At 66.4% G+C, this 14269-nt stretch carries 11 protein-coding genes; 3 read left to right on the plus strand and 8 right to left on the minus strand.

All coding sequences use genetic code 11. The features are described 5' to 3' along the window. Window positions 1-487 precede the first annotated feature (487 nt). Together AB7V09_RS08335 and AB7V09_RS08340 are read right to left on the minus strand one after the other, a co-directional pair. On the minus strand, window positions 488-2053 hold the full coding sequence (locus AB7V09_RS08335) for an MFS transporter (protein WP_419143469.1): 1566 nt from the start codon (window positions 2051-2053) through the stop codon (window positions 488-490). Continuing rightward, window positions 2050-5229: a glycoside hydrolase family 2 TIM barrel-domain containing protein gene (locus tag AB7V09_RS08340; protein WP_419143470.1), complete on the minus strand. Its 3180-nt coding sequence runs from the start codon at window positions 5227-5229 to the stop codon at window positions 2050-2052. Before AB7V09_RS08340 ends, AB7V09_RS08335 begins: the two co-directional genes overlap by 4 nt. 249 nt (window positions 5230-5478) lie before the next feature. On the opposite strand from AB7V09_RS08340, the gene AB7V09_RS08345 reads away from it, so the two are divergent. Continuing rightward, complete coding sequence (locus AB7V09_RS08345) at window positions 5479-6465, plus strand: LacI family DNA-binding transcriptional regulator (RefSeq protein ID WP_419143494.1); 987 nt, start codon at window positions 5479-5481, stop codon at window positions 6463-6465. Window positions 6466-6679: 214 nt separating this feature from the next. Here AB7V09_RS08345 and AB7V09_RS08350 read toward each other — a convergent pair whose 3' ends face one another. From AB7V09_RS08350 to nrdF, 4 genes are all read right to left on the minus strand, one after another. Next, complete coding sequence (locus tag AB7V09_RS08350; protein ID WP_419143471.1) at window positions 6680-7537, minus strand: hypothetical protein; 858 nt, start codon at window positions 7535-7537, stop codon at window positions 6680-6682. Further along, entirely contained in the window at window positions 7534-8949 is a 1416-nt protein-coding gene (locus AB7V09_RS08355; RefSeq protein ID WP_239653325.1) for an LssY C-terminal domain-containing protein, read from the minus strand. Before AB7V09_RS08355 ends, AB7V09_RS08350 begins: the two co-directional genes overlap by 4 nt. Window positions 8950-9115: 166 nt before the next feature. Further along, complete coding sequence (locus tag AB7V09_RS08360; protein WP_303880161.1) at window positions 9116-9838, minus strand: hypothetical protein; 723 nt, start codon at window positions 9836-9838, stop codon at window positions 9116-9118. A gap of 109 nt (window positions 9839-9947) precedes the next feature. Beyond that, window positions 9948-10922: a class 1b ribonucleoside-diphosphate reductase subunit beta gene (gene nrdF, locus AB7V09_RS08365; RefSeq protein WP_010612846.1), complete on the minus strand. Its 975-nt coding sequence runs from the start codon at window positions 10920-10922 to the stop codon at window positions 9948-9950. Window positions 10923-11095: 173 nt separating this feature from the next. Between nrdF and AB7V09_RS08370 the strand changes: the two genes are divergently transcribed. Further along, the gene (locus AB7V09_RS08370; protein ID WP_003788384.1) at window positions 11096-11698 is read left to right on the plus strand and encodes a DUF1269 domain-containing protein; all 603 of its coding nucleotides are present in this window, start codon (window positions 11096-11098) and stop codon (window positions 11696-11698) included. A gap of 121 nt (window positions 11699-11819) precedes the next feature. Here AB7V09_RS08370 and AB7V09_RS08375 read toward each other — a convergent pair whose 3' ends face one another. Next, window positions 11820-12656 carry a hypothetical protein gene (locus AB7V09_RS08375; protein ID WP_255304749.1) on the minus strand — a complete coding sequence of 279 codons (837 nt, stop codon included), beginning with the start codon at window positions 12654-12656 and terminating at the stop codon, window positions 11820-11822. A 197-nt stretch (window positions 12657-12853) separates the two neighbouring features. Between AB7V09_RS08375 and AB7V09_RS08380 the strand changes: the two genes are divergently transcribed. Further along, on the plus strand, window positions 12854-13264 hold the full coding sequence (locus AB7V09_RS08380) for a hypothetical protein (protein WP_419143472.1): 411 nt from the start codon (window positions 12854-12856) through the stop codon (window positions 13262-13264). 23 nt (window positions 13265-13287) lie between these two features. Here the strand turns inward: AB7V09_RS08380 and AB7V09_RS08385 are convergent, their stop codons facing one another. Further along, on the minus strand, window positions 13288-14235 hold the full coding sequence (locus tag AB7V09_RS08385) for a hypothetical protein (protein ID WP_419143473.1): 948 nt from the start codon (window positions 14233-14235) through the stop codon (window positions 13288-13290). Window positions 14236-14269: the final 34 nt, after the last annotated feature.

Consider the following 14269-nt stretch of genomic DNA (forward strand, 5'->3'; position numbering starts at 1 on the left):
TATCGCGTTCGTGTGGGATGAAGCCCAGTTTCGCCGGTCACGCCTGCCGGCGCCGCCCCCGGAGCAGCCCGGGGCAGCCCGGGGCATTGACCCGGTCGAGGGGCGCGTCCGACGTCGACCTGAAGGCCGTTCTCACTGACATCGCCAACGCTCTTGAGCTACTCGATCAATCCGGCATCGAGCGCACCCGGTGATCGTCCACGCCAAGGTCCCGCTAAGCGTCGATCGAGGACTTACTTTCGGTACCAGGACTGCGTTCTCCCCCAGATGACTGCGGGGAGATCCCAGTAGCCTGGAGGACAACGCAGTCCTCGATCGGGAAGTACGTCCTCGGTGGCGTCACAGACGACGACAACACGACGGGCGGCGCACCAGCGGAGAAGAGCTCCGCCAGCGCACCGCCCCGGGAAGGAAGGTGGGGGCGAGGGCGCGCCATCCGCGCACCTCAGTCTCGCCCCCACCCGTGAGTCGAGCCGCTCGTGCAGCCTCAGCTCGTCGAGTCCTCGCTCTCCGAGGGGCCCGCAGCAGCACCCGGGTTCCCGACGACGTCGCCACCGCCGACGGCGTCACCGGTCCGCCCCGCGGTCACGGAGCCGCCACCGGTTGCTCCGGCACCGACCTCCACCTCGGCCCGCGCGTCGGCCTCCTCCTTGAGCCGGGTGTTGACCTTCTCGACGTCCAGCCGCAGGAGCAGGAAGAGGATGAGCGCGTTGGCCGCCAGCGGCAACCACACGTACATGATGTAGATCATCTGGATGGCGGACTCCGGCTGAACCTTGAGGTCCCCGTCGTACCCGGAGGCTGCCAGCAGCCACCCGGACAGGGCCGTGCCGAGCCCACCACCCACCTTCACGCCGAGCGACGTGCAGGAGAACATGAGCCCGTCGATGCGCTTACCGGTACGCAGCCAGGTGTGCTCCGAGGCCTCGGCGATGAGGGCGTTGAGCGTGCCCTGCAGCGAGCTCATACCCAGGGCCGCGACCCCGGAGAGGATCAGCATGAGCGGGAGGCTGTTCATGTAAGCGGCCACGAGCACCCCGAGCCGCCCCAGGGTCGCGATGACATAGCCGACGATGTTGATCCGGTACATGCTCCCGAAGCGACTCACCACCACCGGCGTGATGAGGAGCCCGATCATGAGTGGGATGTTGATGGCCCAGGAGAAAGTCTTCAGCAGGTCCTCATCCCCCAGGACGTACTTCATGAAGTAGATACCCATGTTGAGCATGGCCGTGAAGATCTGGGTGAGCAGGAAGACGATGAGAATAATGAGGTAGTACTTGTTGGATACGAGCATCTTGGCCGACTCCCCCACTGAGAGCTTGTCCTCCTGGGGCTCGTCCTCACCCTCCAGCTCCTCAGGCGACAGCTCCTTGACCGAGAGCACCGAGAGCGTGTTGACCGCCAGGCCGAGCAGCGCGTAGATGATCGCCATCGTCCGCCAGCCGACGGCACCGCCGCCGAATAGGGCCACACCGCCCACGGTAACGCTCTGGATGAGCAAGTTCGTTCCGAAGGCGAACATGAAACGGATGGAGCCCATCTGCACACGCTCGGCCCCGTTGCGGGTGATGAGAGCGGTCAGCGAGGAGTAGGCGATGTTGTTGGCCGTGAAGAAGACGGCGTTGAGCAGCGTGTAGGCGATGAAGAACCAGGCGTACTTGGCGGTGTCCCCCAGGCTCGTGGGGATCGCGAAGATCGCGATGAGCATGGCGGCACAGCCCACGAACCCCCACAGCATCCACGGACGGGCTTTGCCCATCCGCGTGTTGGTGCGGTCCAGCAGCGCCCCGAAGATGATGTCGGAGAAGCCGTCGAAGAGCCGGGAGACCATCATGAGCGTGCCGACGACGCCCGCATTCAGCCCGGCGGTGTCCGTCAGGTAGATCATGACGAAGGCGGACAGCAGGACGTAGACGACGTTGCCGGCGACGTCGCCCGATCCGTAGCCCACCTTGTTGTACCACTTCAGGTACTTCCTCTCGCTGGCCGCCTCCAGTCCGTTTCCTGCGGTGGGGGCGCCGACCGTCTTGGCGGCGGACTCGCTGCTCATAGCGTCACCTCGTTGTGAGTGCTGGTGTGGGTGATGAGGGGGTTGAGCAGGAGATGGAGCTCCATCCCCAGCTCCTGGCTGTCGACCTGGTAGCGGGGCCGCAGGGCGGGACCGCAGCTGTTGGATCCGATGCCGGCCATGGCGGCGTCCAGGCACAGGACCGTGCAGCCCGACGGCGTCAGATCGGTGTTGCGTCGCCGCGCAGCCAGTTCCTCCTGCGTGTATCGGGAGGCGTTGAAGGAGAAGGGGGTCGGCCCGACAGCGGCCAGGCTCAGCCCGCCTCCGGAGAGGACGACCTTGTTGCAGTCGGCGTGGCTGCCGTTCTCCTGGGGCCGGATGTAGTCCTCGTGGAGGTCGACGACGTCGGCACTGAAGGCCCCGTGGTAGCTGGCGCGGTGCTTGTCGACGTAGCTCTCCTGCGGGCCCAGGCCGTAGTAGTCGACCTGGCTCATGGACTCGGGCAGGAAGAGGCGCAGCCCCAGGCGCGGCAGGTTGGGGAAGCCCAGTGTCCGGCGCAGTCGCAGGTTCAGGCTCAGGACGCCGTCGTCAGTGAGGGTCCAGATGAGCCGTCCGCGCAGGGCCGGCTGGACCGAGGGCGCCACGAGGCCGACGTCGGCGCTGATGGTGACGCGCCCGGGCTCCTCGTTGACGTCGAGGTCGTAGGCACGGGCCACGGCCTGGTGGTAGTGGGCGCGCTCCCACTCCAGGCGCGCGTGACGGTCATTGTCGGTGGGCGCCCGCCAGATGTTGAGCTCCACCGGGCGCTGAAGGAGCTCGCGGCCTTCCGAGGACAGGGACACCGGCAGGCCGGTGCGCGTGTCGATGGCGCAGTTGAGCCTGTCGCTGTCTATCTCGATCCGAGTGCCCTCCCGTCTGACCGGCAGATGGGTCTCGCCGATGGGGCGGTCGGCGAGTGAGGCGACCCACCGGTGGCGCCTGTCGGCGTTGCGCAGGGCGATCTCGTCGAAGCCCAGGACGTGGCCGGCGGCCCGCAGCGAGTCGGGTCGGGCGAGCCGGTAGGTGACCAGCAGGTGGCAGCGTCCGGTGGGCGGAACCTTCGGTTCGCAGCGCAGCATGACGCTCGTGCGCGGCGGGACGGGCTCGACCAGGTCGAGGTCCTCGCGGTCCACGACGACGCCGTCGCAGCGCACCTCATAGGAGATGCGCAGGTACTGGGACAGGTCGGTGTGGTCGAGGTCGTTGTGGATGGTGAGCAGGCCCTCCTCCTGGTCGTACTCGATGACGCGGGCGGGGCGCTGGACGTTCTTGAGCTCGGCGAGTCCCGGGTGGGGGACGCGGTCGGGCGAGACGAGCCCGTCGACGCAGAAGTTGCCGTCGTGGACGGCCTCGTCGTGGTCGCCGCCGTAGAGCTGGATCGGCCGACCGTCGTCGCTGGTCCCGGCGGTGACCGCGTGGTCGCACCACTCCCACACGAAGCCTCCGCACATACGCTCGTCGGCCCGGATGATCTCCCAGTAATCCTCGAGGTCACCGGGGCTGTTGCCCATGGCGTGGCAGTACTCCACGAGGATGAAGGGCTTGTCGGGGTCGGAGTCGAGGTAGTCGCGGATCTCCTCGATGGCCGGGTACATGCGGCTGTACAGGTCGATGCAGGAGTAGTCGTAGCGGCGCTTGGAGTCCCGGTAGTAGGAGCTCTCGTAGTGGGTCAGCCGTGTGGGGTCGAATTCCTTGGCCCAGAAGAGCGCCGCCTCGAGGGTGCAGCCGTAGGAGCACTCGTTGCCGGCGGACCAGGAGATGATGCTGGGGCGGTTCTTCTCGCGATGGACGCACAGCCTCATGCGGTCGACGGTGGCCTCGGTCCACTCAGGGTTGTCGGCGATGGGCTCGTTCCAGTGCTCGACCTGGTTGTCCCAGGACGGGTCGGCCAGGAAGCGGCTCTGGGTGCCGTGGCTCTCGTTGTCGGCCTCGGACATGACGTAGAAGCCGTGCTCGTCGCACAGCTGGTAGAAGCGCGGGTCATTGGGGTAGTGGGAGCTGCGCACCGCGTTGATGTTGTGCTCCTTCATCAGGCGCAGGTCCCACAGCATGTGCTCCAGGTCGACGACGGGCCCGGTAACCGGGTCGGAGTCGTGCCGGTTGACGCCGCGCAGGGTGATGGGCCGGCCGTTGAGGTGCACGACGGCGTCGCTCACCGCGACCTCACGGATGCCCACCCGGTCGGTGATGACCTCACCGGGCGTGGTGATGACCAGCGTGTAGAGGTAGGGGTCCTCGGCGCTCCACAGGTGAGGGGCCTCCACGGTGAGCCGGGCGCGGTGGGTGTAGCCGTCGTCGCCGGCGAAGGGCTCCAACTCACCGGCGGCCACCACGGCGCCGTCGTGGTCGATGAGCTCGACGGAGGTGGGGACGGGCCCGCCCCGGTAGGTGCCCTGGATCCTGACCAGGGCGGTGGCCGGGGCGACGTCGAGGCCGGTGCCGGAGACCGGACCCAGTGAGGTGGTGGTGACGTAGTCGAACAGGACGGCGGCCGGGCGGCTCAGGAGGTAGACGTCGCGGAAGATGCCGCTGGTGCGGAACTTGTCCTGGTCCTCCAGGTAGGTGCCGTCGCACCACTTGAGCACCAGGACGGCCAGGCGGTTGGCGCCGGGGCGCAGGAGCTCGGTGACGTCGAACTCCGCGGAGGCGTGGGAGACCTGGCTGTAGCCGACGTAGGTGCCGTTGAGCCACACGTAGAAGCAGGAGTCCACGCCCTCGAAGGTCAGGTAGGTGCTGGGGGCGGCGGGGTCCGGGGTGTAGTCGAAGTCGCGGATGTAGGCGCCGCAGGGGTTGTCCTGGGGGACGTAGGGCGGATCGAAGGGGATGGGGTAGCGGACGTTGGTGTACTGGTGGTGGTCGTAACCCAGGTGCTGCCAGGTGCTGGGCACCTGAATCATGGTGAAGCCCTCCGGGAGGTGGGCGGGGTCCGCCTGGCCGGGCTCGTCGCCGTCGGACGTGCCGACGGGGGCGTCCTGCTCCCAGAAGGGCTCGGTCAGCTCGTGGATGCTGGGCAGGTAGCGGAAGGCCCACTGGCCGCTGAGCAGGTGGAAGCGGTCGGAGTCCTCCCGCCTCCAGGGGCTGGTGGCGATGGGGCGGGATGCGGGCACGTAGTAGGAGCGGGGCGGCAGCGTGTGTTCATGGAGGACGTCGAGGTCCTCGAAGTGTCTCGGAACGATCATTGTTCGGCTCCCCATGGGGTTGACGGGAACAGAGGACGCGCAGCGGTGCAACGCCTGCGTGGTGACGTTAACATACCAGATGGGAGCCTGCTTCGCTAGGTGTATCTACCGACAAATTCTCGGTTCACCACCCCCATGACGGATTTCCATGGCAACGTCACCATTCCATCAGGATGTGGATGCCCCTGACACTCCTGATAACCTCTCGCCATGCCAGGGCAGAGCCGAGGGGCGCAGGGAGCGCCGTCGATGAGCGACGTGGCCCGTCTGGCGGGAGTCTCCGCTCAGACGGTCTCCCGCGTGGCGGCGGGCTCGGAGCACGTCCGTCCCGACACCCGCGAACGGGTCCTGCGCGCAATGAACCAGCTCGGCTACTCCCCCAACCGCGCCGCCCAGGCCCTACGTCGCGGCTCCTTCAAGACGATCGGCGTGCTGACCCAGCAGATCCAGCGCACCGGGGAGGCCCTGACCACCGCGGGCGTGCTGGAGGCCGCCACCGCCGTCGGCTACGCCGTCAACCTCGTCCAGGTGGAGCACCCCGCCTCCGAGGAGCTGCGCGAGGCCGTCTACCGGCTCTCCCACCAGGCCATCGATGGGCTCGTCGTCGTGCAGGCCGGGCGGGCGGGGCGCGAGCAGCTGGCCCTGCCACCCTCGATGCCGGTAGCGGTCTCGGACTCCACGCTCGTGGACTACTACCCCTCGGCCAGCGCCGACCAGGTCGGTGGGGTGCGCGAGGCCGTCACACACCTTCTGGAGCTGGGGCACCGCACCGTCCACCACGTGTGCGGGCCCGAGGACTCCCAGTCCGCCCTCATCCGCAAGGCCACCTGGGCCAGGACCCTGCGGGAGGCCGGCAGGGACGTCCCCGAGGCGGTGGCCGGTGACTGGGAGGCAGCAGCGGGCTATGAGGCCGGCCTGCGCCTGGCCGCGGACCCGGAGGTGACGGCCGTCTTCTGCGCCAATGACGAGCTGGCTCTGGGCCTCATCCGGGCCATGCACGAGCAGGGAAGGCGCGTGCCCAGCGACGTCTCAGTCGTCGGCTTCGACGGACTGGCGGTGGGCGAGTACACCTTCCCGCCGTTGACCACGGTGCGTCAGGACTTCAAACGGCACGGCCACGAGATGGTGGATCTGGTGCTGGAGCAGGCGACCTCCGGGCCCCTGGACGGCAGCCGCAGCATCATCATCCCCACCGAGTTCCTCGTGCGCGGCTCGACGGCCCCGCCGGCCGCCTGAGCGCGGCGCGACGTCGGCCCGGCCAGCCTCGCTGCGGGAGCCACCGCCCCATCGAGGACTTACTTTCGGTACCAGGACTGCGCTCTCCCCCAGATGACTGCGGGGAGTTCCCAGTAGCCTGGGGGACAACGCAGTCCTCGATCGGAAAGTACGTCCTCGGAGCAAACCGCAGCCGCCACTCCGGCCCAGCCCGGCACGCGGGCCCGCCCTCGGCTCAGCCGGCTTGCGGCAGGAGGATGGAGGCCCCCAGGGCGAAGGGGTAGCCGGGTTTGAGGATGCACTGGACGACCGGCTGCGCCATCTCCAGGACGCTGTCGGCGTCGAGGCCCTCCTCGCCGTTGGGGCCGGCCTCGGCCACGAGGTCGGAGTAGGGGATGGTGAGGTCGAGCAGGGCCATGCCGTCCCGATGGGTGGCGGAGTCCCAGGCGCCGCCCTCCATCTCCTGCAGGGTCCCCAGGTGGAAGCTCATGACGCCGTGGTCGTCGACCTGCGCAGGCACGGACAGGATGTGGTGCGGCTCGGGGTCGCGCGGCGCACGCAGGGTGAACACGATGATGCCGCCGTCGCGGGCGGCGCGCAGCATGATGCGGCCGATGTGGATGCCGAAGCCAACGATATCGAAGACCCCCTCCATGGCCTCCGCATAGCTCAGCGGCGCCTCCAGGGGGATGGGGGCTCCCTCACCGGGGTCGTTGATGGCGCGGCGGCCCGACGGCGTGGCCGCCTTGAGCAGCAGGAAGCGACCAGAGTCGGTCAGGATGCCGGTCTCGACGCGCTCCTGCCACCCGGCCGGGGCCTGGGCAGGACCGGGCTCGGACTCCACCAGCCCCATGCCCAGGACGGTGGACAGGTCGGTGCCGTCGGCGGGCCGGTGCCAGGTGATGGTGGCGTCGTCGTGCCAGATGGGCAGGACCCCGTTGAAGGGGATGCCGAAGCGCACGTGCTCGCGCTCGCCGTCGACGGGCCGGGAGTTATCGACATGACTGACGTGGCTGGTGTGCCGGCCGGACCGACTCTCCGACCCTGCGCCGCCGGCACCATTGTCCTGCGGTCCTGCCAGGTACTCGCTCATGAGCTCAGCCTAACTGCCGCCCGGTCGCCCCGTGCGCTCGCACGGCCGGCAAGCCGCTCCTCCTTGCGGGCGTGCTCCCACTGGTGGACCTGCCGGGCCGAGAGCGCCAGCAGGGCCAGGACCTGGAGCGCACTGGTAACGACCAGGCCGAGCGTGGCCTGGCGGACCCCGAGGCTGGAGACCTGAACCATGTCAGTGGCGATACCCAGGACGAGGGTCGCCATGAGGGCGATACGACCGCGCGGGTGCCCGCGCCAGGCCGCGACCCCCAGGGCGGCGGTGATGAGCGTCAGGCCACCGGACACCGTGGCGATGAGGGCGACGACGGCGGTGACCGCCCCCGGGTCCTCCTCCGGGAACGGGGCGGCCTCCAGCACCTGGGTGATGTCGACGCGGGCCACGCGCAGAATCTCGACCGCCACCATGAGCCCGATGAGCACCAGGGCGATGACGAGCTGGCTGGGGCGGCGGCGTCGGGCCTGGTGGTCGGCCAGGCGGGCCTGCTGCAGGGAGAGGCCGGCATCGGAGCCGGGGACCACCTCGTTGAGGTCGAGCACGTGGAGGGCGCCGTCGGTGACCACCCGGTCCCCTCCCCCGTTCTTGTCGTGGTAGGAGGTGAAGACGTCCGGCCAGATCTCCAGCTCGGCGGCCTCGTTGGCCCAGCGGACGTCGTCGACGACGTAGTTGCGCTCAATGTCGATGTCGGCGTCGATCTTGTGGGTGACTTGCAGGGTGAGGGCGCTCAGGCCGACGGCGCGGTCGTAGGTGGCGGCGGCCAACCAGTCCACGTGCCCGCCGCCGGGCAGCGACCAGCCCGGCGGGCAGTACCAGAAGCGGATGTGGTGGCGCTGGGCGGGGTTGCCCTCGACCTCCTTCTGGTAGGCGAAGCTCTGCTTGCGTCCGAAGAGCATGAGGTTGGAGACGGGAGCGGCCGGGTAGGAGCGGCGCAGCAGCGAGGAGACGATGATGCGCCAGGAGGAGCGCAGGGTGATGGGGTCGGCGCGCACCCAGCCGGCCGCGATCATCGCCTCGTGAATGTCCTCCTCGTCGCCTTTGACGGCGAGGTTGACGGGGTCGCCCAGGAGCCCATCAGGGGTGCGGGTGCGGCCGATGAAGTAGTCGGGGACGTAGAGCCAGGTGAGGACCTGATGGAGGCGCGGCAGGGCGAGGTAGGCCAGGACCGCCCAGAACAGCAGGGAGTTGACCACGAGCACCGCATTGAGGTGCCAGCCCGAGCCGATGAGCAGCCAGGCCAGCCAGAGCGTGGCGACGGCGGCGATGGCGAAGAAGACGGCGTCGAGGACGTCGTCGATGCTCCAGGAGCGGGCATCGACCTCCGACATCTTGGACGGGCCGTCCCGGTAGACGGGTGGCGCCGTCGGACGGGGGCGAGTCACCTCGGATGACGTCATGACAGCACGTTACCGAATACCTCTGACATTGGAGGCCGGCCGTACCGCCATCAGCCGCCCCCTCACGCGCTGCCGCGCCCTTCGGACCAGTGGAACGGAGGACGCGGCAGCCGGGGAACAGCATCGGCGGGATTCTCAGGGCCGCCGAGGAGACAGTGCTATGAGATCACTTGAGCACGAGGTCCTGGGTGTCGGAGTAGGCCGCGTACTGCTTACCGGACTGGATGCCCTTTCCGGCTGCGCGGTCGTAGACGATGCTGGTGGTGCCCTCGGAGAAGGGCTTCAGCTTGGTCGACTCCGATACGGTAGCCATGGAGACCCAGCCCTCAACATGCGTGGATCCGGAGTCCTCGGAGTCGAACACCTCAAGACCGTCATCCTTCAGGTCGTCGGCCAGCAGCGCCCCGTACTCATCCGCCTTGTGCCTGGATTCCGTTTTGTCCTGGAGCGAGGTGGAGTCCACGATCGTGCTGCTGAAAGCAATATCTCCACTGAAGTCGAGCGTGCAGTGAAGCAGGTAAACCGTGTCTGAATCACGGCTTGCCTTGTACTTCGGTGCGGCGTAATCCTCGATCACCTTGTCGCAGGTCTGGGTAAGACCGATCTCCTCGTCCTTGAAGGTCACCGGCTTGATCTCCTGAATCTCGGAGCCGGACTTAGTGGTCTCACCACTCTTGCTCTTGGTGTCCTTGGCACCCTTGCCGTCCTTGTCGTCCTTGGAGTCCTCGGACGGGGATGCATCCGAGTCGCCTGAGTCCGGCTCGGCGGAGCTGGTCGCAGAGCCGCTACCGGGGGAGGGCTGAGCGATGTCCTGCTCATCGCAGGCGGACAGTCCGACAGCCATGACAAGGGCAGCTGCGACGGAGAGAACCTTGACGGAGGAGCGCATGGGGATTCCTTTCTCGCGCTGGGGATAGCGAAAGTGTGCACCCGGCGCGAGCCCCCTACCATGGGGAGCCCACCCAGGGGAGCGCTCCCCGTCTCCGGCTGCCTGCCTCTCAGAAGTCCCAGTCCTCGTCCTGGGTGGCCTCGGCCGTACCCATGACGTAGGAGGAGCCCGAGCCGGAGAAGAAGTCGTGGTTCTCGTCGGCGTTGGGGGACAGGGAGGCGAGGATCGCCGGGTTGACGTCAACGGCGTCGGCCGGGAACAGCGCCTCGTAGCCCAGGTTCATGAGGGCCTTGTTGGCGTTGTAGCGCAGGAACTTCTTGACGTCCTCGGTCAGGCCGAGCTCGTCGTAGAGGTCCTCGGTGTACTGCTCCTCGTTGTCGTAGAGCTCCATGAGCAGCTCGAAGGTGTAGTCCTTGAGCTCGGCCTGGCGCTCGGGCGAGGACTCTCGCACGGCGAGCTGGTACTTGTAGCCGATGTAGTAGCCGTGGACGGCCTCGTCACGAATGATGAGGCGGATGAGGTCGGCGGTGTTGGTCAGCTTGGCGTGGCTGGACCAGTACATGGGGGCGTAGAAGCCGGAGTAGAAGAGGAAGGATTCCAGCATGGTGGAGGCGACCTTGCGCTTCTCGGGGTCGTCGCCGCGGTAGTAGTCCAGGATGATGCGGGCCTTGCGCTGGAGGTTCGCGTTCTCCTCGCTCCAGCGGAAGGCCTCGTCGATCTCCGCCGTCGAGATGAGGGTGGAGAAGATCGAGGAGTAGGAGCGGGCGTGGACCGACTCCATGAAGGCGATGTTGGTGAGCACCGCCTCCTCGTGGGGGGTGCGGGCGTCCGGGATGAGGGAGACCGCGCCGACCGTGCCCTGGATCGTGTCCAGGAGGGTCAGGCCGGTGAAGACGCGAGTGGTCATGTTCTTCTCGGCCTCGTTGAGGGTGGCCCAGGACTGCACGTCGTTGGACAGCGGCACCTTCTCGGGCAGCCAGAAGTTGCCGGTGAGGCGGTCCCAGACCTCGAGGTCCTTGTCGTCGGTCAGGCGGTTCCAGTTGATGGCCTGGACGCGGTCGACCAGCTTGATGGGCTCGTGCATCAGTTCCTCCCGGGGTTTGGGTGATCCGGCTTCATGCTACCGATGAGACCGCCGGGCGGCAGTGACGCCCGCCCGAAGAGGGCTGTGGTGCCCGCCGCGCCGGGGCCATCAAGATTCAAACCACTTGTATGATACGATGGCGACATCAGACTGCACCACAAAAGGAGAGCATTTTGACCGACCAGAGCGTAGTCGTCATTACCTTCACCGAGTCCTCCAAGGCGTACGAAGTTCTCAGTGACCTCCGCCAAGCCTCCGCGGAAGGGAGGATCGACGTCGTCTCAGCACTCATCGCGGAACGCGAGGAGGACGGACACCTGCACCTGGCGGAGGGATCGGACGCGACGATCGGCGAGGGCACGGCAACTGGGGGCCTCATCGGCCTGATTGTCGGTCTGCTCGGCGGCCCACTCGGCATGCTCCTGGGATGGGGTGCAGGTTCCGTTATCGGAAGCCTGAGCGACATCGACCATGCTGACAAGCGTGAGACCGTCCTCGGGGACCTCAGCGCCCGCGTCGCTCCCGGAACAACGGCCATCCTCGCCCAGGTATCTGAGGTGACGCCCGAGGTGCTTGACAACATCTCAACGAAGTTGGGTGGAACTGTGGCCCGCCGCCCCGTCTCCGAGGTGCTGGCCGAACTCGAGGCCGCCGAAGCAGCTGCAGAAGCAGCGGATCGCGAGGCACGCCGTACCATTCGCGACAAACGCCGCGAAGAGCGCAAAGAAGCATGGGACAAGCGAGTCGCTGATCTCAAGGAGCACTTCAAGCGCTGAGCACAACACTTTAAAGCGGGCTGCACGCATCGATGTCTCGATGCGTGCAGCCCGTCGTCATTGGCACTGGTGGGGAGAACGGTCGGCACGCCCCAAGGATGCAAGCCCTCTCGCAGATACCTTACGACGAAGCGTCCGGCTGCTGGGCCGCGGCAAGGATGGGCGCCCCCTTCTCAGGCGGATCTCCCTGGCCGACCACAGTGCCGGACTTCATGTCAAAGCCAACCACCCTGGGCTGGACCTTGCTTTCCACCGAGGTAAGCAGCTCCACCCTCTGGAGCACCTGGTTACCGAGGACTGTGGCAAGAACCGCAGCGTCGGCCTGAACATCCTCATCCTGCCAGTCATTGACCCATTTCTTGAATATGAGACGGGCCTGGTGACTGTTATAATCCTCCGCCTCCAGGCTCAGGACCGCTCCGTACCGCTTGTCGGAGGGAATGGTTTCCAGTGCACGCTTGACCGGCACAGATGTGAGGTCCTTACCCTTGGCGTGGGAGATGAAGCAGTGAGACCGTCCAATCAGAATGCTCTGCTCGACCCTCAGGGAGCCGAGGCGCAGCACCGCAGAGCTGGGCGGCAGGATGAAATGATCCGGGAGGGTCTCAGTAGTCCGGTACTCGAAGGAGATTCTTTCCTCCTCGATCTGGACTCGCTCCATGCCGGGCGATAACGCCTCCACCGTGGCGGAGGCAGCCTTATCGGCATCCTTCATCGGCAGGTAGCAGAAGACGGAGACCTTAGCCTGGGCCCAGGTGACAACCATCCTCACCTCACTGGCCCCGGTCAGGCGCAGCACCTCGGCGTAGGCGTCCCGCACAACTGACGACACCGATCCCACAGACGGATCATCCTTGAGCCGCACGTCCACAATCCAACGATCCGGCTCTGAGAACTCCGGGTGCACCTCCACCCGTGCGGATGCCACGGCGTCGAGCCCGGAGAGGTACTGCTGCACCTTCCGCTTCCGTCTCTTGCGCGCCATGGCCATGGGCGAGCACCCGGCCACTGCGAGAGCAAGGGATGCGGCCGTTACGGCCAGGACCTGACGACGTCGCACACTCATCAGACGTCACTCCGTTGCATCGAGAACACCTGGCGCACTCTCCTGTCACAGGGAACCATCAGATTCGTGCTCCCATTACGATGGCGAAGATGCTAGTAACCCTATCCTGGGCGGTTCTGCTGGGAGCCGGCGAAGCGGCACTACTGATGACGGCGGGGTTACTGCTCGGCCTGGGGGCGGCAGGAGCCACCGGTTGCTTCGCGACGCTGTTGCTTGTCTCAGTGGTGCTCAGCGCAGGTGTCCTGCCGGTCATGTGGGCGGCGACGCGGTGGCGCGGCTACCTGGCCGGCATCGGGCTGACACTGGCGATCCTGGTCGTCACCAACCTGGCCGCCGGATTCGGCCTCGGCACCTACACCCCGTGGTCGATCCCGGTTGCCTGGACCATGAACCATGATGATGTCAGCACATTGCTGCTGGTAGTTCCGGTGATGACCGCCGCGATTGGCGCCTGGGTCACCCTCCGATCCTGGGACCGGCTCCAGCTGGGCACAGACTGACCGCAATTCCCATGGAACAACTGTTATGACGAGGAGGCGGCCGGCTGCTGGGCGGCAGTGAGGATGGGCGCGCCCTTCTCGGGTGGGTCCCCCTGGCCGACCACGGCACCGGCGTTCATGTCAAAGGCGACGACCTCAGAGTCGTAGTCGTCGTTCGGCGCGGTCGCCAGCTCGACCCGCTGAAGAGTCCGATTTCCCAGGACGGCCGCCAGAACCGGCGCTGCGGCGTCAACCTCCACACCCTTTCCGTACTCACCGAGTCCCCACACTCTCAGCTGGGTCACCTGGTTGATATCATCATGCGCATCCAGGTCCACCGTCGCATTGGCTCGTTTGTCTGCCGGGATGGCATCGAGAACGCTCTTGAGCGGCACGGAGGTGAGGTCAACGCCTTTGGAATGGGTGACGTGACAATAGGATGAGCCCACATGAATATTCTGCTCGGTCTTGAGTGAACCAACACCGACAACCGGAGATGTTAGCGGAAGAATGAAGTTGTCCGGAAGGGTTTTCACGCCTTGGTAGCGTAGCCGGATTTCATTCCAGGAGATCTCCACGCTCTCCACCTCCGAGGAGACCACCTTCATGGCAGCCGGCACGGCCCTCTCGGAGTCATCCATCGGTAGACGACAGGACATCGACGTCGCACCCTGGGTCCATTTGACGTCAATCTCCACCTTATCGGAATCGGCCAGATTCACTACTTCGTTTCGAGCATTGCGAATGATGGCGAGGACTGAATCCTGCCCAGGATCACCCTTGAGGTTGACGATCACATCCCAGCGATCATCGGTCACGAGCCCCGGATCCACATCAACCTCAACGGACGTGACACCATCAAGACCGGATAGATACTTGCGCACCTTCCTCTTCTTCTTGCTGAGAGCCAGAGCGAAAGGTGAGCACCCGCCCACTCCGAAAGCAAGAGACACCGCACCCAGCGCCAGCACCTCACGACGTCGAATACTCATCAACCTCACTCCCCTTCCCTTCATCATGCTTGCA

It is taken from the genome of Actinomyces sp. SKVG-SVH-4(1), from assembly GCF_048514265.1.
Classification (GTDB): domain Bacteria; phylum Actinomycetota; class Actinomycetes; order Actinomycetales; family Actinomycetaceae; genus Actinomyces; species Actinomyces oris.